This is a genomic window from Advenella sp. S44, assembly GCF_002810445.1.
Taxonomy (GTDB): Bacteria; Pseudomonadota; Gammaproteobacteria; order Burkholderiales; family Burkholderiaceae_B; genus Advenella.
This window is the reverse complement of record NZ_NEXS01000003.1, coordinates 321,821-342,405: the sequence shown is the minus strand read 5'-3', so window position 1 is coordinate 342,405 and position 20,585 is coordinate 321,821. Positions and strand designations below refer to the sequence as shown.

Genomic DNA, 20,585 nt, shown 5'->3' with positions numbered 1-20,585 from the left:
CTATCGCATCACAGTCGCTTTTGCTCGGTGTTTCCGTCGCGACGAATAATTATCGAGCCCCGGCGCCGGTGAGAATCGTTTTCACTGTAAGAAAGACAATATATATATCCAAGGCAATAGAGGCGTTCTTGATGTAATAGAAATCATGTTCGATCTTGATCTGCGTTTCGTCAACATCGGCCGCGTAACCGGAGCGAACCTGTGCCCAGCCGGTAATGCCCGGCTTGAGCACATGCCGATAGCTATAAAATGGAATAAGTTCGTCAAACTGTTCGACAAAAGTGGGCTGCTCCGGGCGCGGGCCAATCAGACTCATTTCACCACGGATCACATTGATGTACTGTGGCAATTCGTCAATGCGCAGCAATCGGATAACGCGGCCCACTCGGGTTATCCGACCGTCGTATTCCTGCGCAAATGCCTCGGCCATATCGCCCGTACAGGCCATACTGCGGAACTTATAGACGGTAAACGGCCGGTTGCCGCGACCAATGCGGGTTTGGCTATACAGGATCGGGCCTGGGCTATCTATCCTGATACAGACGGCCGTGACGGCGCACACGATAAGCACCAGCGGCAATGTAAGCAGAACAATAAAAATATCGAACAGGAACTTAAGACGTTCGTAGTTACGACTAGGCAATAGCGAACCGATATCGTTCTCAGACATTTTGCGGATCGATACCCGTCCCGTGAGCGACTCCAGCAAATGCTTGGCATTGTAAACCGCTATGCCCTGGAGCACACAGCGCGTCAGAAAGCGCTCCCAGGTGCCATCAATGGCATCGAAATCGGCGACCACGCCGTCGTAACGGATTTCCTGCAGATCCGGCACCTTCAGAATGCGTGTGTCGATAAACGGGATCTTTGTCAATTCAACGGCGCGTCCCATGTCAATCACCGCGAGCTTCACCTTTTTAAGATGCTGCAGCGCCATAAATTCAATATGCAGCCAGAACAACGCCACAATACCGCTGGCAAACAGCAGATATCGTGACACTTCCAGGCGAAACACTAATACGACCAGCGACAAAATCAGATAGATTACAAGAACTTGAGGCGCAATGAGGGCGGCGTTTCGTCCACCCGGGTAACGGGTCAACAGGCGGGATACGGCCACGTTGGACAGAACAAGCGCCAGCGTAGTGGCCAGTGCCGCCGTTACCTGGCCGTTGTCGGGTGACCAGATCGCCCGTGGTCCCCACATCAACACATAGGGCAACGCAACGCTCAGACTCCAGCCGATCACGATCGAAAACACCCTGGAGAACAGGAGCTGCTCGAAAAAGCGGTCAAATCGGCGGGCAGGAATTAGTTCGTTCACGTTTCAGGACTGGTCCATATAATATACGCCATGTATTACACTACGGATCGGAAAACAAAGCAGCTAGTTTACCGCTTAAAAGCGCCACTTCGCCCGTCAGCCGTTAAAGTATTGCAAAGGTGTTGCATCGGCGGCAAGACCTTCTTTCAGGCCAACTCTGCAAGAAAGAAGAATCATTCTCATTTATTCCTTACGGTATACTTGGCGCTATCGCCCGACAAGCTTTAACCCTGAACTATTTTTGGCAGGAACAACTTGAATACTGAATCGGATTCTCATAAGCCATTGGCACAAATGCCGCAATGGCAAGCCTACGTCAAGGCTATCAAGGAGGCACCCCGCGTAGCTCCTGCCCCGCGGATTATCGAGGCCGGTGGCATGCAGATAGACCTCACCGCCCAAACCTATAGCGCGGACGTACTCAATACTGCCACCGCCCTGCTCCAGGCACGCGACTTGACGGGCGCCCGACAGGCGCTGTTTGATGGCGAACACGTCAACACTACAGAAAACCGGGCCGCCTGGCACACGCAGCTGCGTGCCCCCCGTCCCATTGAAGAGGTTGCCGAAGAACGCAAGCGCGCGCTGGAGTTCGTTCGGCGCAGCGACAGCGAGCGACGCTGGCGCAATATTGTTCATATCGGCATTGGCGGCAGCGACTGGGGTGTGAGATTGGTCGTTGGCGCCTTTGGCTATGCCAGCATATGGCGCAATATCCGTTTTGTTGCCAATATTGATGGGCACGCCGTCGAGGGCGGCCTGGCGGGCCTGGATCCGCGCGAAACACTGATCGTCGTGGCGTCCAAATCATTCAAAACCGCTGAAACCCTGGAAAACGCCAACCGTGCGATCGAATGGATGCAGGCAGCTGGTATTGCCAAGCCGCTGAATCAGGTGATTGCTGTCACAGCGAACCCGCAAGCTGCCCAGGCATGGGGGCTGCTACAAAGCCAGATATTTCGGTTCTGGGACTGGGTGGGGGGCCGCTTTTCCATCTGGTCGGCCGTGGGCGTTGCTGCCGGCCTGGCGGTGGGATCCGATGTGGTTGCGGGACTGCAAAGCGGTGCCAAGGCCATGGACGACCACTTCATGACTGCACCCATCGAACAGAATGCACCAGTGCAGCTGGCCATGGCCGGCATTGCCAATCGCAGTATCCTGGATTACGGCTCGCTCAATATCTCTGCTTATGATTCCCGATTGGCCAACCTGATTCCCTACATCCAGCAATTGGAAATGGAGTCGCTGGGCAAATCAGTCGATATCAATGGACAACCGATTACCGTGCCTACCGGGCCGGCGGTCTGGGGGATGCCGGGTACCGATGCACAACATACGTTTTTCCAGTGGTTGCATCAGGGCAGCGACGGTGCGCCGGTCGATTTCATTGCCTGTCAGCATGAGGACCATGCCTGGAAAGAGCACCATATCCAGTTGCTTGCCCATTGTTTGGCCCAGCGCGAAGCGCTGATGAATGGCAAAACCTACGAACAGGCGGTGCAGGAAAGCATAGCCGCAGGCATGTCTGAAGCGGCCGCAAGGGAAGTGGCAAACCATAAAGTCCACCCTGGCGGACGGCCCTCGAACCTGATTATGATGCCCAGCCTGACGCCCTTCTCCCTGGGCGCCTTGCTGGCGTTGTATGAACATAAAGTGTTTGTCCAGGGCCTGGTGTGGGGGCTGAACCCGTTTGACCAATGGGGGGTGGAATATGGCAAGGTGTTGGCAACCGACATTACTGCCGAATTAAAAGGCGCCCCGGCAGATGCGTCGCACGACGCCTCTACCCGTTACTGGATTGAACGCATTCGCTCGCAAATGGAATGAAAATTCTCTTTACCAATTTCCACAAGCGCAACGGCGGCGGGCATGTCACTTACATTCTGAACCTGCTGCAACAGTTCACCGACCATGACTGCTGGCTGGCCACACCCGGTACCAGCCGGCTGTTTCGCTATGCCAGCGAGTTGGACGGGGCGACGGTCAGGGCACAGGCCTTTAACGCCCGTATCGGCAAACTGATTCCGGAAATCCGCCAGTTGCGACAGTTGATCAGGCAGGAGCAATTTGACATTATCCACGTCAATGCCTCTGCGGACCACCGGCACGTGATGCTGGCCTGCCTGGGGCTGCCAAAGCGACAACGACCGCGCATTGTGTTTACCAAGCACAACGATCATTCGGTGCATACGCTCGGGCACTGGCTGCGCGCAAAACTGGCTACAGATGCCGTCATTGCTGTCAGCCACTACGTTGCAGGATTGTTCGCCGACAGTGCCTATTCCCATTTTCCCATACACGTGATTCATCACGGCGTTGACGTGCAGCACTTTGCACCATCCACCGACGCCGAACGCAGCGCGGCACGCAAAAGCTTGCTGGGCACGGACGATCCTGAACTGATTGTCTTTGGCAGCACCGGCGGGACCGATTTTGAAAAAGGTTGGCTCGAACTGGTCTATGCGGTGGCGGGGCTGCCCGACGCATTGCGCAGGCGTTGCCGTATAGTCGTCGCGGGTGACCCGCCACCGGACGATACTGTCCAGAGCATTAACGGGCTGCAAATGCACAATCAGGTGATTTTTCCTGGGTTACTGGACGATGCACGCGTTGTGCTGGCAGCCAGCGACTTGGGGTTTGTGCTGTCGCACAAAGAGGCCCTGTCATTCGCGGCGCGGGAAAGCATGGCCTGTGGGCTACCCACCATTGTGAGTGATGCCGGCGGCCTGCCCGAGAACCTGGAACACGGCGTGTCAGGCTGGATTACACCGGTCAAGGACGTTACCGCATTGCGCGCCCTGCTTGCGCAGATTCTGCCCGATGCGGCCACCCGGGCAACCGTCGCTGCGCATACGCGGCAGCGTGCCGAAGCGCTTTTTAACCTGTCGGTATTTGCCAACAGCACGATGGACGTATACAAAGACCTGCGCTAGGCCAGCTCGCCAGTTGGTGCGCCAGACGCGATCGGGTGGCTGCGAAAGCTTATCGGCGCCATTTTCAATCGCTCTAGCTCAGCCGCCTTATTTTAGTGGCGTTATTTTAGTCGCGCTATTTCGGTCGCCCTGTTTCATGTGGCCTATTTCGTCCAGACGATTTCACCGGTGTGATTTCGTTTTGATCTATCTCCTTTGAGCCAACCATCACGCTTGCGCCGGCGTGTTAGGGCGGTCTCGTTCGGGCCGTCTCGTTCGGGCCGTCTCGTCTAAGCAGTCTCCTTCGCGTCAACCATCATGCATGCACCGCCTCGTTCGGATCGTCTCGTTTGGGCTCTAATTTAGCGAGCCGTCCAGGCGCTTGTCGCTATTGTGGCTCACTGTCATCGCTTCGATACCCCTGTGGGTTGTTTTTTTGCCAGCGCCAGCTGTCAGACATCATCAATGACAACCCGCGTCTGGCCGTCCAGCCCAGCTCCTGGCTTGCCTTGTCGCAATTGGCCCAACACTCGGCAATGTCGCCGTCTCGACGAGGGGATAACGTATATGGGATGGACACTGCGGTCGCCTCTTCAAATGCCTTGACAATATCCAGCACAGAGTAGCCTTTGCCCGTACCCAGATTCCAGACATGGGCGCCGGATTTTTTCTGAATAAAATTCAGCGCAGCCAGATGACCTTGCGCCAGATCCACCACATGGATATAGTCACGCACACCGGTGCCGTCGGGCGTCGGGTAGTCACTACCGAATATGGCCAATTTTTCCAGTTTCCCGATGGCCACCTGGGTAATGTAAGGCAACAGGTTATTGGGAATGCCGTTGGGGTCTTCGCCGATATACCCAGATTCGTGCGCTCCGGCAGGATTGAAATAGCGCAGAATCGCCACCGACCATCGCGGGTCGGACTTGGCCAGATCCTGCAGTACGCGTTCGACCATCAGTTTCGAACTGCCATAGGGATTGGTTGGGTTGCCCACCGGACATGTCTCGGCAATTGGTATGGCTTGCGGCTCACCATAGACAGTCGCAGATGAGCTGAAAACGATGCGGCGGACACCGGCTTCGTCCATCGCTTCGGTCAGGGTGATCGTCCCGCCGACATTATTGTCGTAGTATTGCAGTGGCTGCCTGACGCTTTCGCCCACGGCTTTGAGGCCGGCAAAATGCACCACAGCATCAATATTGTGCGCACCGAACAGCGCATCCAGAACAGGCCGGTCGCGAATATCGCCTTCAATGAAGATGACAGACTTTCCGGTGATTTTCTCTATCCGCTTTAACGATGTGACCGAGCTATTGGACAGATTGTCCAGCACGACGATTTCGTGTCCGGCATTCAGTAATTCGACAACGGTGTGCGAGCCAATAAAACCGGCGCCGCCGGTAATCAGAAGTTTCATTCCGGGATTCCCACTCTGCAAATTCAAATCGGATTGATATTGAGCGGATTATAGTGCAACGACTCGCGGAAAAACCGACGCGGCAACTGACTGAAAAAATGCAAGCAGGCGATCGGCGGCATGGCCGGTCGGCTAAATACCCGCAAGAATGCAAGGTTCAAGGCTGCGGGGTTGCCAGGTGGTAAACCTTGCACGAAAGCTCATCTGACCCGTCCAACCGCGCGTCCCAGACAATAGCCATAAAAAATAGCGATAAAGCGTCAGCCTTATCGCTATCCGGACCTTGCTTGCAAATTACCGATCAGAACCCGGCCGCATGAGCCTGTTCGTCGGCATGATAGGACGAGCGCACCATGGCGCCGACGGCGGCGTGCGTAAAGCCCATTTTATAGGCCTCTTCCTCGAACATTTTGAACGTATCGGGATGGACGTAACGCAGCACCGGCAGATGATGCTCTGAAGGTTGCAGATACTGACCGATCGTCAGCATATCAATATCGTGATCACGCATATCGCGCATGACCTGCAAAATTTCCTCGTCGGTTTCACCCAGCCCGACCATCAGACCGGACTTGGTCGGTACGTTCGGGTAGCGCTGTTTACAGTCGCGCAATAGTTTGAGCGAGTGCATGTAGTCGGCACCGGGACGAGACTGTTTATACAGGCGGGGCACTGTTTCCAAATTGTGGTTCATGACATCGGGCAGGCCGTTGCCGAAAATGTCCAGCGCCTTGTCCAGGCGGCCACGAAAATCGGGAACCAGCACTTCAATCTGGGTTTTGGGAGAACGGCTGCGCGTCTCGTTGATGCATTCAACAAAGTGGGCCGCGCCGCCATCACGCAGATCATCGCGATCAACCGATGTGATGACCACGTAGTTCAGGCGCATCGCGGCGATGGATTTGGCCAGATTGGACGGCTCGTTAACATCCAGCGGATCGGGCCTGCCATGGCCCACATCACAGAATGGACAGCGACGCGTACATTTGTCGCCCATAATCATGAAAGTGGCCGTACCCTTGCCGAAACACTCGCCGATATTGGGGCAGGACGCTTCCTCGCAGACCGTGAACAGATTGTGTTCACGCAGGATTTTCTTGATGTCGTTAAAGCGCGAATTGGGCGCCGCCGCCTTCACTCGAATCCACTCGGGCTTTTTCAGGCGTTCAACCGGAATAATCTTGATGGGAATCCGCGATGTTTTATCGAAGGATTTCTGTTTCTTGGTGGCGTCGTACTGTTCGTCTTTGACAGTCGGGGTTACTGCTGTGTTTGTAGTCATAGTGATGTCACGGCCCTTTTGGGAATGGACGTTACGGCAATAAGGCAGGTGGTATTCCTGACGGCGGTTCATGAAAACCGCAGCAAATTTCAGCTCATTTTAACGCTTAATACAGGCTTATCAGCAAAAACCCTAAGAGCGCCATAAGTTTAGGAGATGTCTGCACCTGCTTAGTCGGTGTCAGTGTTCCTCATTGGCGGATGCCAATGCAGGCATTTAGCCGTCGCCAGCGCATCTATTTAAGCAATGTCAGTGCATACCTGGTCACCGGGTGCAAATGCAGATTCGCCGGGCGAACCGCCAGGCCAGGTTCGAGCCTTGCGGCGTCGCAGCCTGGCGCAAATACAGCCAAACCGCAACGAGCGCGCATGTCAGGAAAATCGCGCCAATAGCCGCTCAAGCACGCGCATGCCAGCTTCCTGCACTGTTGTATTGACGCCCACGGCTTTCAGATCGACCGTTTGCAAACCCGCGTAGCCACAGGGGTTGATACCCGCAAACGGTTGCAAGTCCATGTCAACGTTCAGGGCCAGGCCATGATAGGCGCAGCCCTGGCTGATCTTGACGCCGAGCGCGGCGATTTTGGCCAGGCTGCCGTCTTGCAACGGCACATAGACACCGGGCGCACCGGCCTTGCGACAGGCCTGCTGCAGGCCGAAACTGGCCAGGGTATCGAGCACGACGTCCTCGATCAGCGCCACGTATTCCTTGACGTAGATGCCCCGGCGGCGCAAATCAAGCAGTGGATAGACGACCAGTTGCCCGGGGCCATGGTAGGTGACCTGTCCACCACGATTGCAACGGACTACCTCGATCGCCCCGGTGTTGAGCAAATGTTCCGGCTTGCCGGCCTGTCCCAGTGTATAGACCGGGCAGTGCTCCACCAGCCAGATTTCATCGGGCGTGTCTTTCCGGCGACTCTCGGTGAACGACTTCATGGCCTGCCATACTGGCTCGTAGGGCGCAGGTCCGTCCAGGTGGCGTACCTGTACTTGCATTACAAAACGATTTTGACCAGCTCGTGACCATGCAGCGCACGATACAAATTGTCCAATTGCTCTCGCGAGGTTGCGCGCACCGTAAATGTCAGGCCAATGTAGTTGCCCTTGCTGCTTGCTCGCATTTCCACGGTAGCCGGATCAAACTGCGGATCGAACTGCAGGACCACGTCTGTGAGGATTTGTGCCAGTTCAGGATGCTGAACGCCCATGACCTTGATGGGAAAGTCGCTGGGATACTCTATCAGCGACTGCTCGGGCGGGATCTCTTTCATCATAGTCGGGAAATTTCCTTGTCATATTCGGCCCTTAACTTTCTATATATGGGGCCGGGCTGTCCGTTTCCAACCGGTGCACCATCCAGCTCAAGCACCGGTAGCACTTCCTTGGTCGCCGAGGTAACAAGGATCTCATCGGCGGCAAAAACTTCGGCACGCGCGATATTGCGGGCTTCGAACGGGACTGCGGCGCGCTCGGCCAGCCTGGCCAGCAGGCCGTAACGGATGCCTTCAAGAATCAAATGGTTTTTAATGGGCGCCAGCAGAGTGCCGTTTTTGACCACCCACATATTGCTCAGAGAGCCTTCAGTCAGCATATCATCGCGAAACTGTATGACTTCATCCATGCCGCGTTCGGCGGCGGCCTGGCGGGCCAGGACATTGCCCAGCAACGACACAGATTTAATATTGCAGTGCAACCAGCGCTCGTCCGGACCCGAAATCACGCGAATACCGCGTTCACGCTGCTCGGCAGTGGGCCGGATGAACGGGCCGCTGGAGCAGAAAATAGTGGGCGCCACCGGCGGCTCGGGAAATACGTGCTCACGTTTGGCCACGCCGCGCGTGACCTGCAAGTAGATGAAGGAATCATCGGTTTTGGCGCGACTGATCATGTCCTGCATCAGTTGGCCCCAGAACTGCGCAGTTTTTCCCGTTTCCAGGCGGATGGCCTTCAGGCTGCGCTCCAGACGCCGCACATGCTCTTGCAGCCGGAAAGGCTTGCGGTTGTATGCGGGCACGACTTCATACACGCCGTCGCCAAAAATGAAACCGCGATCAAATACCGAAATTTTCGCCTCGTCGGCGCGTACATACTCACCGTTCAGATAAACGATGCTGTCGCTGTCTATACCCTGTATCACCACACCCTGCCTGAAAGATTAACTATTGAAACTGCTCAGGACCTTGTCCCACATGCGTCCGAAGAAGCCGGCCTGCGGTACGTCTTCAAGTACGGTAAGTTGCTCCTGCTTGAGAACTTTGCCATTGAGCACGAACTGGACATTACCCACCGTCTGCCCTTTAGCCAGTGGCGCGACCAGCTTGCCATTGATCTGCGTGATGGTCTGAACCTTGTCTTCCATGCCGCGCGGTACGGTTACGCTGACGCCATCGGCCGAACCCAGCTTGACCTGCTTGATTGTGCCTTCCCATACACGCGGGCTGACAAGCGGCGCGCCTTCGGTTGCCACTTGCCTGGCGGTAAAGTTCTGGTAGCCCCAGTCCAGCAGACTCTGACTCATTTGCTCACGCTGCCGCACGGTAGCGGCGCCGACCACAATTGAAATAAGACGGCGATCATCACGCTCGGCGGCTGCAATCAGGCAGTAGCCGGCATCTTCGGTATGGCCGGTTTTCAGACCGTCCACGCCGATATTGCGTGACAACAGACCATTACGGTTTTGCTGGCGGATTTTGTTATAGGTAAATTCAGGCTGGCTGAAATAGTGGTAATACTTGGCATGATCCTTAATGACGTGCTGGGCCAGCACCGACAAGTCGCGCACCGTGGTGTAATGATCGGGCGCAGGCAGGCCGGTGGGATCGGTAAAGTGAGTATTGCTCATGCCAAACAGCGTCGCTTCCTGGTTCATCTGGTTCACAAAAACATCTTCGCTGCCGGCCACGGTCTCGGCCAGCTGGATGGTTGCATCGTTGCCCGACTGCACGATCATGCCCTTGATCAGGTCATCTACGGTCACCTGGGTGTTGACCTGGATGAACATGCGCGAACCGCCGGTGCGCCAGGCTTTTTCCGAAACAGTCACTTCCTGCTCAGGCCGAATACGGTTCTGATCAAGCGCGGAAAATACCAGGCTGGCCGTCATCAATTTGGTCAGCGATGCCGGCGCAACTTTCAAATCCGGTTCCTGGTTGCCAAGAATCTGACCCGAGGTCGCGTCTATCAGAAACCATGCCTTCACGTTGGTTTGCGGTGGCGTCATGCCTGCCACTTCGCTGAGCACCGGCGTGCTGGCATTGGTGACCGGCACGCTGGAACGCGATTCCGGCTTGGGCGGCGTGGTCGGGCCTGGCTGTGCAGCGGAATCCGTTTGCGTCGTACTTAAGCCTGTGGTCTGCGTACTACCGGCAGGCGCGCCATTATTGGATTTATTGAACAGGACATAAGCACCGCCTGCGACCAGGACGAGGATCAGGATAAGAACTATACGACGTAGGAACATGGAAACGGATCCGGATAAGAGAAGGGATTTAATAAGTGACAAGCCTGCCAGTTAGGAATTATAAGCGCTTGCAGGACAAAATGCGTTACACGGCGGTTTCGCCCGAGATCTGTTGCAGAGCGTCGCTTGCCAGTTTTTTTAACTCGATCAGATACCCATGGAAAAAATGGGTCGCGCCGGGAATAACCGTCACGGCAACGCGATAATCGGCAATCCAGTCAAAGACCTCCTGCAGCGGCACCACTTCATCCCGTTCTCCATGAATGACAAAGGTATTGGCCGGCAGCACCACTTCACGCCAGGCAAACCGTTTGACTGCCGTACCCACCAGCGTGAGCAATTGTGGCAACGGCTGTGTTTCCTCTTGCTGCAGCACCGAATACAATTGCGCCGCCACCGCAGAACCGAATGAGAAGCCGGCCAGCAGCCAAGGCTTGCCTTGCAGATCGGGATGGGCATCCACAAATGCCTGGATCAGTTGCTGCATGTCTGTCGTCTCGCCACGCGCCTGGTCAAAACTGCCTTCGGATTTGCCGATGCCACGAAAATCAGGACGCAATACGGCGTAACCGGCCTGCGCATAGGCGCGGGACAGGGTCGTTACGACTTTATTGTTGCGCGTGCCGCCGTGCAACGGATGCGGATGCAGAACGAGCGCCCAGCCCAATAGTGGCTGAGCCGGATCGGGCCAGTCGACCAGACAATCTATGCGACCTGCCGGGCCGGCGGCTTCAAAGGGTTTGGTCTGGATCGCCATTATTTGATGGGCCCTACATCAATTGCGCCGGGCCGAAATTCGGTGGGAGTCTTGATGGCGGCGCCCAGACGCGACTGGTCGGGTGTGAGGCCAAACCAGCCGGCGCCCAGTCCGTAAGTCAGGACATTAGCCAGGACAATAACAAAAAAAAGCGTGCGCATATCAGGCGTCCGGTGAGTGCTGTGCAAGCGCGCGCAGGCCATCGAGGACCGGCGACTCGCATTCGATTAGCGGTATTGTACCAAATCCCATATCGACACTGAACGAATCAATTTGCGCCTGCAGTTCCGGCAGAATGGCCGCGCGCGCGCCACCGGTCACGAACATGAGCGGTGCGCGGCCCAGATGTTCTGTGACCTGCTGCCACTGTCGGATCACTCCACCCGTTTGCGCTGCGACGATGCCGGTAGCAATGGCCGCCTGGGTGCTCTGTGGAAAAGCGGGCCAAGCCTGCGCGGGCATCGGCGCAATGGGAAGGCGCGCCGTGCCGGCTCCCAGCGATGACTGCATCATGCTGACACCAGGAAAAATGACCCCGCCCAGAAACGTCTCATGATCATCGATGGTGTCGACGGTGGTCGCCGTACCGAAGCTGACCAGCATCTTGGGCCCATCAACGGGTCGCGCTGTCAGCACACCCAGCATGCCAAGCCAACGATCGGGGCCCAGTTCGGCCGGATTGTGATAGCGGTTCTTCAGGCGCAACAGGCGCGCTCCTGGCGTCTGCCATTCAATAGCGCAAGGCGCGACAATCGCGTCCAGTTCCTGGCGAATCGCCTCAGTGGTTACGCTCACGCCCAGCGCCCGTGTCGGCGGCTGCGGCAACTGTCTGACAAGATCGGCCAGCCTGTTCAAGTCGGCAGCGGCAAAGGCATGGACCTGGCCGCTGTCGGCCGAGCGCGCAGCATTATCGAAAAACGAAACTTTGATGCGGGAGTTGCCGGCATCAATCAGAATGGTTGGCATCGGCTTAGCCCTGCCCTTCAGGACGGATGGAAATATCGCCAATGGTAATGGCGTGTTGCTGCCCAGCTGACTCTACCAGCAGGCAGGCGTCCTGGTTAACGCCGCAAGCGGCGCCTGACAACACGATCCGATCATCCTGAATCACATTGACCTGATGCTCGCGCAGCGCATCAATCTGAGCGTGGCGTGCCATGAAGGCGGCAAATCCCTGCTGCTCGTACTGGGCAAAGGCATCTCGCCATGCCCTGGCGATACGCGCAACCAACAAGGCGATATCTTCAGAGCGCCCCGGATCTTCGCTCATATCGCCCAGCACCGACGTCCAGTCCGCAACCTTGCGCCCAAGATGCTGGGTCAGTTCAACGGCACTGGACAAATTCATGCCCATGCCGACAATGACAACATGATGATGCTGCGATTCGCGCCGCGCAGGACGAGTCGATTCGACCAGCAAACCCGATAGTTTGGCCTGATCATACAAAATATCGTTGGGCCACTTCATGAGCAGACGATCTTGAATCGCCGGTCCGGCAATTTTTCGCAGTTGCTCGCAGGCGACAATTCCAACCACCGGCGCCAGCATGGGCAGGCGTGCCGGCGGAACGAACACGTCATAGGCGCAGGAAAACATGAGTGTGGAGCCCGGCGGGTTTTCCCAACGCCGCCCCGCCCGGCCCCGGCCACTGGTCTGCGTATGGGCGCCCAGCAGCGCCGGGCGGCCCATTGCGGACTGCGTATTTCTGACTTCCTGCATCAGATTGACGTTGGTCGAGCCGATTTTTTCGACCCAAGCAATACTGGCAAAGTCGGGCAATGCGCTATAAAGGGTCTTTTGCAGGACGGAGGCGCTGGGTAACAGGGACATGATTTACTTAAGATAAGGCTGTAAGGCAGCCATAATTCTATCAGTCGCGCCCTCGTGCAGGGACAACCATTCTTTGGCGGCGCGGCTCATGCCCAGGCGCAGCTCCGGATTATCCAGCACCTTCAGGGCCAGTCCGACCGCTTCGGACGGCGTCTGGGCCCGTCGTGCGGCGCCTTCGGCCAGCGCATCCTCGACCGATTGCTGGAAATTGCGAGTATGCGGCCCCACTATAACGGGCAATCCAAGCGCGCTCGCTTCAATATGGTTCTGCCCACCGAGTTCGGCAAAACTGCCGGCGACGATCGCTACATCGGCCAGGCCATAGAAGAAGAACATTTCCCCCACCGAATCACCAAGCAATACATCGACCGTTCGCAATTGGCTGTCAGTCGGATAGTCGCTGCGTCGACAAACGCTCAGGCCGTCATCTGCCAGATAACCGGCAACGTCTTCAAAGCGTTGCGGGTGCCGGGGCACCAGAACAAACAGCGGCATCCGATTGTGGGCCCCGGCTGACGCATCTTTGGCTTGCGGTTCGGCTTGCCGATCCGCACTTGCCTGCCCGCCCTGATAAGTCTTTTTCACTTCAGCGATCGCGCGGCAAAACAATTCGTCTTCACCTTCGCGTGTACTGGCAATCACAATGACCGGCCGCCCGATATGACGCCGGGCCACCTGTCCCATATGTGATTGTTCGGGCGAGATGCGCAGGTCAAACTTGAGGTTTCCGACCACCCGCGTGCGCTTGACGCCAATGTCGGCAAGACGCGCCGCATCAATGTGCGTCTGCGTCAAGATCAGGTCGATGCTGGTAAGCGCCTTGCGCAGGACACTGCCCAGCAGTTGGCCGCGGCGCAACGTAGCGGCAGAAAAACGGGCACTGGCCACGATAACGGGAATGTTCTGCTTCTTGGCTTGCGCCACCATATTCGGCCAGATCTCGCGCTCAATCAGGATACAGCAGCGCGGCTTCCAGTAATCCAGGAAGCCTTGCACCGCTTCGGGAAAATCGTAAGGCATCCATGCCTGACACAAGCGACCGGTGTTGATGTCCGGCGCAAATAGTTTGGCGCCGATTGACCTGCCGGTTTCCGTAAAATGCGTAAGCAGGACGGGCAGTCCCTGGTCCAGCAAGGCCTGCACCAACGGCTGGGCCGCCCGGGTTTCGCCCAGGCTCACCGCATGCACCCACACAGGACGAGCAAAACCGAAAACCGACTCGGCATAACCGTCTTCATCGTCATAAGGCCCCGGCTGCAGTCTTTCGGTATAGCGGCCATAACGTTCGGGCCCGCGGATATCCCAGACGCCGCCGGCCTTGCGCGCGCGGCGCTGCAACCACCACAGCAGCAACGGGGAGGCCAGTCTTAAGGTTGCAGTATAAAAAAAGCGATTCATGTTCTGATTCTAGGTACCGGGACGGCGACAAGGAAGATAACGATCAGGCCTGCAAAGCCTGCTTCACTTTTGACACCACCATATCTCGCGTTGGTGGCAGACCGCGATCGCCCAGGCTAGCGGTAAACCCGGCTCCTTCAAGCGGGGTTCGAACCGGTGTCGAGGCGCTATAAATTCCAATCGTGGGACGGCCCAGCGCCGCTGCCAGATGCGTCAGGCCACTGTCCAGACCGACCATAATTTTGCAGGCTGCCAACAGTTTAGCAACTTCGGTCAGATTCATTCTTGGCAATACTTGCGCATTATCGAAATCCCGGATAAGAGCCTGTGCCCTGGCGGCTTCTTTTTCGTTGCCTGCAAGCAGTTTCAGGCCCAGCCCTGCCTGTTTGAGCAGATCAAATACTGCCAACCAGTCTGGTTCGGGCCATAACTTGTCTTCCCGGCTGGCCGAAGGCATGATGACGGCGTAGTCCTGTATCGGCGTGTTGTCCGTGAACGACTGCAGGCCAAAATCCGGTTCTCCGCTGAATGTGTAGCCTAACGCGGCGCACGCCAGCAGGCGCTGACGGCGCACGGCCGGCTGCCAGAATTCCACTTTATGGCGTTCGTGATAAAAAAGAGAAGCCAGCGACTCGCGGGCCGAGCGCCAGTCCAGGCCGTGACGACGACCTTTGGCCTGGCGTACCACCCAGGCCGATTTCATTAGCCCTTGCATATCCAGCACAATATCGTAGTCCCGCTTGCGCAGATTCCTGGCAAAGACGCGCCGCTCGTTGCACGCCTGGCGCGACAGCCATTGCTTGCGCCAGCGGCGATGAGAAATGACAATAGTTTCATGGACAGCCGGATGCCAGGACGGAATTTCAGCGAAATTCTCTTCCACGACCCAATCGATTTGCGCATCGGGCATGTGTCGATGGATGTCGGAGATTGCCGGCAGCATATGCACCAGATCCCCGAGGGAAGAAGAGCGAACAATCAGGATTTTTTTTGTCATCTTGGCGATTATCGTACTGTGAACTGCCCGAAGGTCTGCCACCGGGTCACTGGGTGCGTCCTTAAGGGGTAAAGACAGGCGGCGGACACTTTGGGCCGACCACCCCGGGCAAACGCCGAACATTGGTCGCTATTGTAGCGAAGAACGGCCCCAGCTTGCTTGCGAATTTGCCCAAAGGCGCTGCGTTCCCGCGCACAAGCGACGAGCAGGCCAGGTTCATTGCCAGGCAAGTCCATTTACGCCAGTTCCAGTTCGGCCAGAATCGGCGCATGATCGGAAATGCGCGCCCAGGGCCGCCCCTTTAGCACCTGCGCCGACAGGATGGTAAATCCGCGCTGATACATGCGATCCAGGCGCAGCCACGGAAACACGGCGGGAAAGGTGCGAGGCGGCGCAAGCTGATCCACCGACAGCAGGCCGCGTCCATTCATCATGCTGCGCAGCGACGTTTTCAGGCGCGGCAACTCGTTATCAATGCGTAGCGGGCTGTTGGCAAACACTTCGTGCAGGCCTAGTTCATGATCGAAATAAGGCGCCAGCTTTTCGTTCCAGTCGTTGAAGTCGCCCGCCAGGATAAGCGGCTCATTGTCCGGCACCATCCGCTTGATGCGCTCGATAATGGCAATAACCTGGCGCCCGCGACTGCCGGCAAACAATCCGAGATGGGCGACAAAACAGTGAACCATTTTGCCGTCGATTTCCACACGTGCATGCAGCACGCCACGCTGTTCCATGCGGTGATCGGAAATATCTTCATTTTCGTGGCTCAGGATACGAAACCGCGACAACAGCGCATTACCGTGGTCGGTATCGGTGCGTACGGCGTTGCAGCCGTAGCACACATCCATGGACAGATGATTTGCCAGCATGTCCGGCTGCGCATGCAGCGATTCAATCCGGCTATTGCGGCCTTGCACTTCCTGCAGAAATACCAGATCGGCACCCAATTGCGTCAGGCCCGACTGCAGATCGGCCAGCGACTCGCGCTTGCCAAATGCCGACTTGCCTTTGTGAATGTTATAGCTGACAACTTTAAGTGTGGTCATGATTTGTTATTATCCGAACAGAAACAGGCGTCCAAGCAACGCCAGCACGACGCTGACTACCGGTAACAGCACAGCCTGCAACAGTCCAAGGAAAATCAGTCCAAGCACAATGAAAAAACCGTAAGGCTCAAGTCGCTGGTACGGGATGGCCAGTCTTGCAGGCAAAAAGCCCGCGATGATCCGGCTGCCGTCCATCGGAGGAATGGGCAACAGATTAAAGACCATCAGGAATATATTCAGAGTAAAGCCCGCAATCGCCACCTTCCACCAGTAACTGTCGAACAAGCCCAAGCCAAGCAGCACACGTGCAGTGATCACCCACAGTATCCCCATCAGCAGATTGGAAACCGGCCTGGCCAGCGCGAGCAGGATACTGTCGCGCTTGGGATTGGCAAATTGGGACTCGTTCACAGGAATCGGCTTGGGCCATCCAATAACAAACCCCGGATTGGCGGCGATCAAGAGCAGTGGCACCAATATCGTGCCGATAGGATCGATATGCCTGGCAGGATTCAGGGTAAGGCGACCCAGCATCAGCGCAGTGCGATCGCCCAGCTTGTGAGCAACAAAACCGCGTGCCGCTTCGGCCAGCGTAATGGCGAAAATCAGCGGAATCGCGTAAATGGTTATGGCACGAATAATGTCAGCCATGATCGCGGCGGCCCTCACTGCAATGGACGGGCATTCCGATAGCGGGCAGCAGCGTGTGGGCGTATGGGCAAGCGCCCTCCCCAGCATTGGCGCCGGCGACTTGCAGCGCACCTGAAACAACAGGATTCAACTTATTTTTCATAGCCCTATTTTAATCGTGAAAACCCGCAAAAGAATGCTAACCGGGTTCTTGGGGGGATTTCATCCGGAATGTAGATCTTGCATCCGGTTACGCCAATTGCCGCAAGCGGCGCATGGTTACCGTATAAAATCAGGACGCAGTCATACTCATTTCAAATAAAAAAACAACCTGCTGTTTTTATGGCAGATTTGCACAAGAGGGATCATCAATATGCGATTAGACGATCAGGAACAAAGCAGCAATGTGGAAGACCGGCGCCGATCCGGCGGGCCCGGCTGGGGCCGCGGCATGCGGCTTGGCGGCGGCAAAATCGGCGTCGGGACGATCGTCATCGCGCTGGCTGCCTGGTACTTCCTGGGCATCAATCCGATGGCCATTCTGAGTGGTGGCGATATCCTGCAGCAGGAGCCGGTCGGGCAGTCACAGTCGGGCCAGTCGGTTGCCAGTGATAAAGACAAAGTCTTTATCTCCAAGGTACTTAAAACGACCGAAACCGTCTGGTCTGACATATTCAGGCAGAATGGCGGCACGTACCAGGATCCCGCGTTGGTGCTCTACTCGGGCGCTACCCGCTCGGCCTGCGGTGTCGGCCAGGCGGCGATGGGTCCGTTTTATTGCCCCGCCGACCGTAAAGTTTATCTGGACATGAGCTTTTTTCATCAAATGGGCGCGCAGATGGGCGTACAGGGTGACTTTGCGCAGGGCTATGTGCTCGCCCACGAGGTGGGCCATCATGTACAGAATCTGCTGGGTGTGATGGACAAAATGGCCCAGGCACGCAGTTCAATGAACGAGCGTCAGGCCAACGACCTGTCGGTGCGCGTCGAACTGCAGGCAGACTGCTTTGCCGGTATCTGGGCGCATGAACTGCAAAAAGACGGCACCATTATTGAAGATGGCGATATTGAAGAGGCCATGAACGCCGCTGCTGCCGTGGGCGACGATCACATTCAGAAACAGGCGCAGGGCTATGTCGTGCCCGACTCCTTTACCCACGGATCGTCGCAACAGCGCATGAGCTGGTTCAAGCGCGGCCTGAGCAGTGGCGATATGAAGCAGTGCAATACGTTTGCGCAAGAGTAAGGGGGGCAAGATTCAAGCGCCGTCAGATATGGACTTACGTGGATATGAGCTACATCCGCTAAGAGGAAACTCCAAGGGCTTCTGGTTGGTTAGCGTCAACCGAAACCAATCGTCATTATCTGCCCAAACACTCGCCTCGCTTAAAATTGCCGGCGGGAACGCGCTTGACTCTGATTGCGATGAATGTCATGCGTCACAAATGAAATGTCATTGTCGGGCATAGCCAGATATTCCGGATGCGACAGTGTATTGCGAATGTCCTTGAGCCCGGATTTCCAATGGTCGCGCATCGCGCTTATCCCGAACTGATAATCCTTATTGAAGGACTCGTACTCACGATCACGATATATAAGCTGGATCACATTGCAATGCTTGCTGTCGGCTATCGCCCGCGCCGTTTCCAGGGTATCGCTATCGAGCGTGTGCTTGTCAGGCAACTGTTCAAGCACTTTGGCCATGACGCCGCGCATGCGCTGCATGCGCGCCCATTGATTGGTCACCAGTCTGGTGCGGCTTGAATACTGGATTTCCTTGACCCGGTCGTAGACCTGCATCATATTGTCGGGCACATGCCCCCGGGCGCTCCATAAATCAACCTGAAAAACCAGAGTGTCGGCGTTCACCTGCGCGTCCAGCACATAACCCAGCGGCGTATTAGACATGATGCCGCCATCCCAATAGTACTCGCCGTCGATATGAACTGGCGCAAAGGCCGGCGGCAATGCGCCCGATGCCATGAAATGCTCCGGCGTCAGACGATGCCTGTCATTACAGAAGTAAGTGAAGTTGCCGGTGCGCACGTTCACGGCGCCAACCGACACGTTCAAATGTCCTTCGTTGATGAGATCGAAATCACACAGCCGCTCCAACGTCGCGCGCAGCGGTGCCATGTCGTAAAATCCGGTATGCTCGACGCTGCCTGGCGTATACAGCGAGGGCGGTGGAAACCGCGGAGTGAAAAACCCCTTTTGCCCGTCCATCATGGCCGACATGCCGTACATGGCTGACAGGCCGCTGCGCGTCAGGTCGTTCAGCCGAAACAGGCTTTGTTCCAGCCACGGCACCATGCCAAAACCGGTATTGGACTGGCAGATGGTATCCCAGAACTCCCGCAGCCGCTGAGCGCGTTCGCCTGGCGGGTTGCCGGCAATGATTGCGGTATTGAGTGCGCCAATGGAAATGCCAGAAATCCAGTTCGGCTCTATCCCTGCCTGTTCCAGACCTTCGAACACACCCGCCTGATAGGCGCCAAGTGCGCCGCCGCCCTGCAAAACCAGTGCAATTCGCTCGTATTCGGGCAACTGGACCATGTGACTTCGCCTTATTGCATAAACCAGCCGTGGCTGACCACGACCGATTGGCCAGTCAGCGCATTGTTGGGGAAAGCGGCCAGAAACAGGGCTGTTTGCGCGATATCCTGGGGCGTTGTAAATTCGCCATCTACCGTACCGGCCAGCATCACGTTCTTGACGACCTCTTCTTCAGATATACCCAATTCCTTCGCCTGCTCAGGAATCTGCCTTTCCACGATGGGCGTGCGCACGAAACCGGGGCAAATCACATGTGAACGAACATTATGGGCTGCGCCCTCTTTGGCCAGCACTCTGGCCAGGCCTAGCAGCCCATGCTTTGCAGTCACATAAGGCGCCTTCAGTTTCGAAGCCTCATGGGAATGAACCGATCCCATGTAAATAACCACGCCTTTTTTCGCCTTATACATATGCTGCAGGGCCGCCTTGGTTGTCAGGAACGCGCCGTCCAGATGAATGGCCAGCATCTTTTTCCATTTTGCATACTCAAACTTGTCGATCGATTCGATCGTCTGGATACCGGCATTTGAGACCAGAATGTCCAGTGCGCCGAACTGGGCCACCAGATCGTCCACGCCCTTGTTCACCTGTGCCTCATCGGTCACATCCATGGCGATTCCGAAAGCTTTGCCGCCAGCCGCATTGATCTCATCGGCCACCTGATTGGCGCCGTCCAGATTCAGGTCGGCAATGCCCACCGCCGCGCCGGCCCTGGCATAAGTCCCGGCAATTTCCTTGCCCAGCCCACTGGCTGCGCCAGTTACCAATGCAACTTTGCCCGCGAGCGAGGTCTGTATTTCGGTCGTCATAACGTCTCTCCTGAATTCAATGAACGGTTTGCGGGTGATCGTACCCGAATGCATGTTTTTTTACCGCCTGGCTCGGTAACAAAAAAGAAACCTGACAGCAAGATAGCGAAATTATAGTCCTGCCACAGCAAATGCATGCCGTGCATATCGCATTCACC

The 20,585-nt window shown here is 56.5% G+C and carries 21 protein-coding genes; 4 read left to right on the top strand and 17 right to left on the bottom strand.

The features are described 5' to 3' along the window. Nucleotides 1-49 precede the first annotated feature (49 nt). Nucleotides 50-1,324: a sugar transferase gene (locus tag CAP48_RS20420; RefSeq protein WP_100695025.1), complete on the bottom strand. Its 1,275-nt coding sequence runs from the start codon at nucleotides 1,322-1,324 to the stop codon at nucleotides 50-52. 294 nt (nucleotides 1,325-1,618) lie between these two features. Here CAP48_RS20420 and pgi point away from each other — a divergent pair, with 294 nt between their 5' ends. Together pgi and CAP48_RS05565 are read left to right on the top strand one after the other, a co-directional pair. Beyond that, nucleotides 1,619-3,151, top strand: a complete 1,533-nt coding sequence (gene pgi / locus CAP48_RS05570) for a glucose-6-phosphate isomerase (protein ID WP_100696641.1) — start codon at nucleotides 1,619-1,621, stop codon at nucleotides 3,149-3,151. After that, nucleotides 3,148-4,257 (top strand): glycosyltransferase, encoded by a 1,110-nt coding sequence (locus tag CAP48_RS05565; RefSeq protein ID WP_100695024.1) that lies wholly within the window; start codon nucleotides 3,148-3,150, stop codon nucleotides 4,255-4,257. The genes pgi and CAP48_RS05565 overlap by 4 nt, the downstream gene beginning before the upstream one ends. Before the next feature lie 367 nt (nucleotides 4,258-4,624). Here CAP48_RS05565 and galE read toward each other — a convergent pair whose 3' ends face one another. The 14 genes from galE to CAP48_RS05495 all read right to left on the bottom strand — a co-directional run bounded on the left by galE (nucleotide 4,625) and on the right by CAP48_RS05495 (nucleotide 17,083). Next, nucleotides 4,625-5,659: a UDP-glucose 4-epimerase GalE gene (gene galE, locus CAP48_RS05560; RefSeq protein ID WP_100695023.1), complete on the bottom strand. Its 1,035-nt coding sequence runs from the start codon at nucleotides 5,657-5,659 to the stop codon at nucleotides 4,625-4,627. A gap of 301 nt (nucleotides 5,660-5,960) precedes the next feature. Continuing rightward, nucleotides 5,961-6,941 (bottom strand): lipoyl synthase, encoded by a 981-nt coding sequence (gene lipA / locus CAP48_RS05555; protein ID WP_100696638.1) that lies wholly within the window; start codon nucleotides 6,939-6,941, stop codon nucleotides 5,961-5,963. A gap of 371 nt (nucleotides 6,942-7,312) precedes the next feature. Continuing rightward, nucleotides 7,313-7,939: a lipoyl(octanoyl) transferase LipB gene (lipB, locus tag CAP48_RS05550; RefSeq protein ID WP_100695022.1), complete on the bottom strand. Its 627-nt coding sequence runs from the start codon at nucleotides 7,937-7,939 to the stop codon at nucleotides 7,313-7,315. Further along, nucleotides 7,939-8,214 (bottom strand): DUF493 family protein, encoded by a 276-nt coding sequence (locus tag CAP48_RS05545; protein WP_100696635.1) that lies wholly within the window; start codon nucleotides 8,212-8,214, stop codon nucleotides 7,939-7,941. Before CAP48_RS05545 ends, lipB begins: the two co-directional genes overlap by 1 nt. Then, nucleotides 8,214-9,080 (bottom strand): D-amino acid aminotransferase, encoded by an 867-nt coding sequence (locus CAP48_RS05540; RefSeq protein ID WP_100695021.1) that lies wholly within the window; start codon nucleotides 9,078-9,080, stop codon nucleotides 8,214-8,216. Before CAP48_RS05540 ends, CAP48_RS05545 begins: the two co-directional genes overlap by 1 nt. 18 nt (nucleotides 9,081-9,098) lie before the next feature. Further along, entirely contained in the window at nucleotides 9,099-10,403 is a 1,305-nt protein-coding gene (locus tag CAP48_RS05535; RefSeq protein WP_100695020.1) for a D-alanyl-D-alanine carboxypeptidase family protein, read from the bottom strand. A gap of 85 nt (nucleotides 10,404-10,488) precedes the next feature. Then, complete coding sequence (locus CAP48_RS05530; protein WP_100695019.1) at nucleotides 10,489-11,160, bottom strand: alpha/beta hydrolase; 672 nt, start codon at nucleotides 11,158-11,160, stop codon at nucleotides 10,489-10,491. Beyond that, a complete protein-coding gene (locus CAP48_RS20290; RefSeq protein WP_192871294.1) occupies nucleotides 11,160-11,321 on the bottom strand; it encodes a hypothetical protein in 162 nt (53 codons plus the stop codon). The genes CAP48_RS05530 and CAP48_RS20290 overlap by 1 nt, the downstream gene beginning before the upstream one ends. A 1-nt stretch (nucleotide 11,322) precedes the next feature. Continuing rightward, nucleotides 11,323-12,126 carry a type III pantothenate kinase gene (locus CAP48_RS05525; RefSeq protein ID WP_100695018.1) on the bottom strand — a complete coding sequence of 268 codons (804 nt, stop codon included), beginning with the start codon at nucleotides 12,124-12,126 and terminating at the stop codon, nucleotides 11,323-11,325. 4 nt (nucleotides 12,127-12,130) lie between these two features. After that, nucleotides 12,131-12,991 carry a biotin--[acetyl-CoA-carboxylase] ligase gene (locus CAP48_RS05520; protein WP_100695017.1) on the bottom strand — a complete coding sequence of 287 codons (861 nt, stop codon included), beginning with the start codon at nucleotides 12,989-12,991 and terminating at the stop codon, nucleotides 12,131-12,133. A gap of 3 nt (nucleotides 12,992-12,994) precedes the next feature. After that, nucleotides 12,995-14,389, bottom strand: a complete 1,395-nt coding sequence (locus CAP48_RS05515) for a 3-deoxy-D-manno-octulosonic acid transferase (protein WP_100695016.1) — start codon at nucleotides 14,387-14,389, stop codon at nucleotides 12,995-12,997. Nucleotides 14,390-14,432: 43 nt separating this feature from the next. Beyond that, nucleotides 14,433-15,386 (bottom strand): lipopolysaccharide heptosyltransferase I, encoded by a 954-nt coding sequence (waaC, locus tag CAP48_RS05510; RefSeq protein WP_100695015.1) that lies wholly within the window; start codon nucleotides 15,384-15,386, stop codon nucleotides 14,433-14,435. 236 nt (nucleotides 15,387-15,622) lie between these two features. Beyond that, nucleotides 15,623-16,432 (bottom strand): endonuclease/exonuclease/phosphatase family protein, encoded by an 810-nt coding sequence (locus tag CAP48_RS05500; protein ID WP_100695013.1) that lies wholly within the window; start codon nucleotides 16,430-16,432, stop codon nucleotides 15,623-15,625. Between the two features lie 9 nt (nucleotides 16,433-16,441). Further along, the gene (locus CAP48_RS05495; RefSeq protein WP_192871293.1) at nucleotides 16,442-17,083 is read right to left on the bottom strand and encodes a site-2 protease family protein; all 642 of its coding nucleotides are present in this window, start codon (nucleotides 17,081-17,083) and stop codon (nucleotides 16,442-16,444) included. Between CAP48_RS05495 and CAP48_RS20540 the strand changes: the two genes are divergently transcribed. Further along, complete coding sequence (locus CAP48_RS20540; RefSeq protein WP_255411699.1) at nucleotides 17,073-17,198, top strand: hypothetical protein; 126 nt, start codon at nucleotides 17,073-17,075, stop codon at nucleotides 17,196-17,198. The two genes, CAP48_RS05495 and CAP48_RS20540, sit on opposite strands and share 11 nt — an antisense overlap. A 237-nt stretch (nucleotides 17,199-17,435) precedes the next feature. Next, on the top strand, nucleotides 17,436-18,308 hold the full coding sequence (locus tag CAP48_RS05490; protein ID WP_100695011.1) for a neutral zinc metallopeptidase: 873 nt from the start codon (nucleotides 17,436-17,438) through the stop codon (nucleotides 18,306-18,308). Between the two features lie 140 nt (nucleotides 18,309-18,448). On the opposite strand, the gene CAP48_RS05480 is transcribed toward CAP48_RS05490, so the two are convergent. Then, the gene (locus CAP48_RS05480; protein ID WP_100695010.1) at nucleotides 18,449-19,618 is read right to left on the bottom strand and encodes a patatin-like phospholipase family protein; all 1,170 of its coding nucleotides are present in this window, start codon (nucleotides 19,616-19,618) and stop codon (nucleotides 18,449-18,451) included. An 11-nt stretch (nucleotides 19,619-19,629) separates the two neighbouring features. Beyond that, complete coding sequence (locus CAP48_RS05475) at nucleotides 19,630-20,427, bottom strand: 3-hydroxybutyrate dehydrogenase (protein ID WP_100695009.1); 798 nt, start codon at nucleotides 20,425-20,427, stop codon at nucleotides 19,630-19,632. Nucleotides 20,428-20,585: the final 158 nt, after the last annotated feature.

Coding starts and splice junctions, on each gene's coding strand:
- pgi (WP_100696641.1), top strand. CDS start 1,619: ATGCCGCAATGGCAAGCCTACGTCAAGGCTATCAAGGAGGCACCCCGC.
- CAP48_RS05565 (WP_100695024.1), top strand. CDS start 3,148: ATGAAAATTCTCTTTACCAATTTCCACAAGCGCAACGGCGGCGGGCAT.
- galE (WP_100695023.1), bottom strand. CDS start 5,659: ATGAAACTTCTGATTACCGGCGGCGCCGGTTTTATTGGCTCGCACACC.
- lipA (WP_100696638.1), bottom strand. CDS start 6,941: ATGACTACAAACACAGCAGTAACCCCGACTGTCAAAGACGAACAGTAC.
- lipB (WP_100695022.1), bottom strand. CDS start 7,939: ATGCAAGTACAGGTACGCCACCTGGACGGACCTGCGCCCTACGAGCCA.
- CAP48_RS05545 (WP_100696635.1), bottom strand. CDS start 8,214: ATGAAAGAGATCCCGCCCGAGCAGTCGCTGATAGAGTATCCCAGCGAC.
- CAP48_RS05535 (WP_100695020.1), bottom strand. CDS start 10,403: ATGTTCCTACGTCGTATAGTTCTTATCCTGATCCTCGTCCTGGTCGCA.
- CAP48_RS05530 (WP_100695019.1), bottom strand. CDS start 11,160: ATGGCGATCCAGACCAAACCCTTTGAAGCCGCCGGCCCGGCAGGTCGC.
- CAP48_RS20290 (WP_192871294.1), bottom strand. CDS start 11,321: ATGCGCACGCTTTTTTTTGTTATTGTCCTGGCTAATGTCCTGACTTAC.
- CAP48_RS05525 (WP_100695018.1), bottom strand. CDS start 12,126: ATGCCAACCATTCTGATTGATGCCGGCAACTCCCGCATCAAAGTTTCG.
- CAP48_RS05520 (WP_100695017.1), bottom strand. CDS start 12,991: ATGTCCCTGTTACCCAGCGCCTCCGTCCTGCAAAAGACCCTTTATAGC.
- CAP48_RS05515 (WP_100695016.1), bottom strand. CDS start 14,389: ATGAATCGCTTTTTTTATACTGCAACCTTAAGACTGGCCTCCCCGTTG.
- waaC (WP_100695015.1), bottom strand. CDS start 15,386: ATGACAAAAAAAATCCTGATTGTTCGCTCTTCTTCCCTCGGGGATCTG.
- CAP48_RS05500 (WP_100695013.1), bottom strand. CDS start 16,432: ATGACCACACTTAAAGTTGTCAGCTATAACATTCACAAAGGCAAGTCG.
- CAP48_RS20540 (WP_255411699.1), top strand. CDS start 17,073: ATGTCAGCCATGATCGCGGCGGCCCTCACTGCAATGGACGGGCATTCC.
- CAP48_RS05495 (WP_192871293.1), bottom strand. CDS start 17,083: ATGGCTGACATTATTCGTGCCATAACCATTTACGCGATTCCGCTGATT.
- CAP48_RS05490 (WP_100695011.1), top strand. CDS start 17,436: ATGCGATTAGACGATCAGGAACAAAGCAGCAATGTGGAAGACCGGCGC.
- CAP48_RS05480 (WP_100695010.1), bottom strand. CDS start 19,618: ATGGTCCAGTTGCCCGAATACGAGCGAATTGCACTGGTTTTGCAGGGC.
- CAP48_RS05475 (WP_100695009.1), bottom strand. CDS start 20,427: ATGACGACCGAAATACAGACCTCGCTCGCGGGCAAAGTTGCATTGGTA.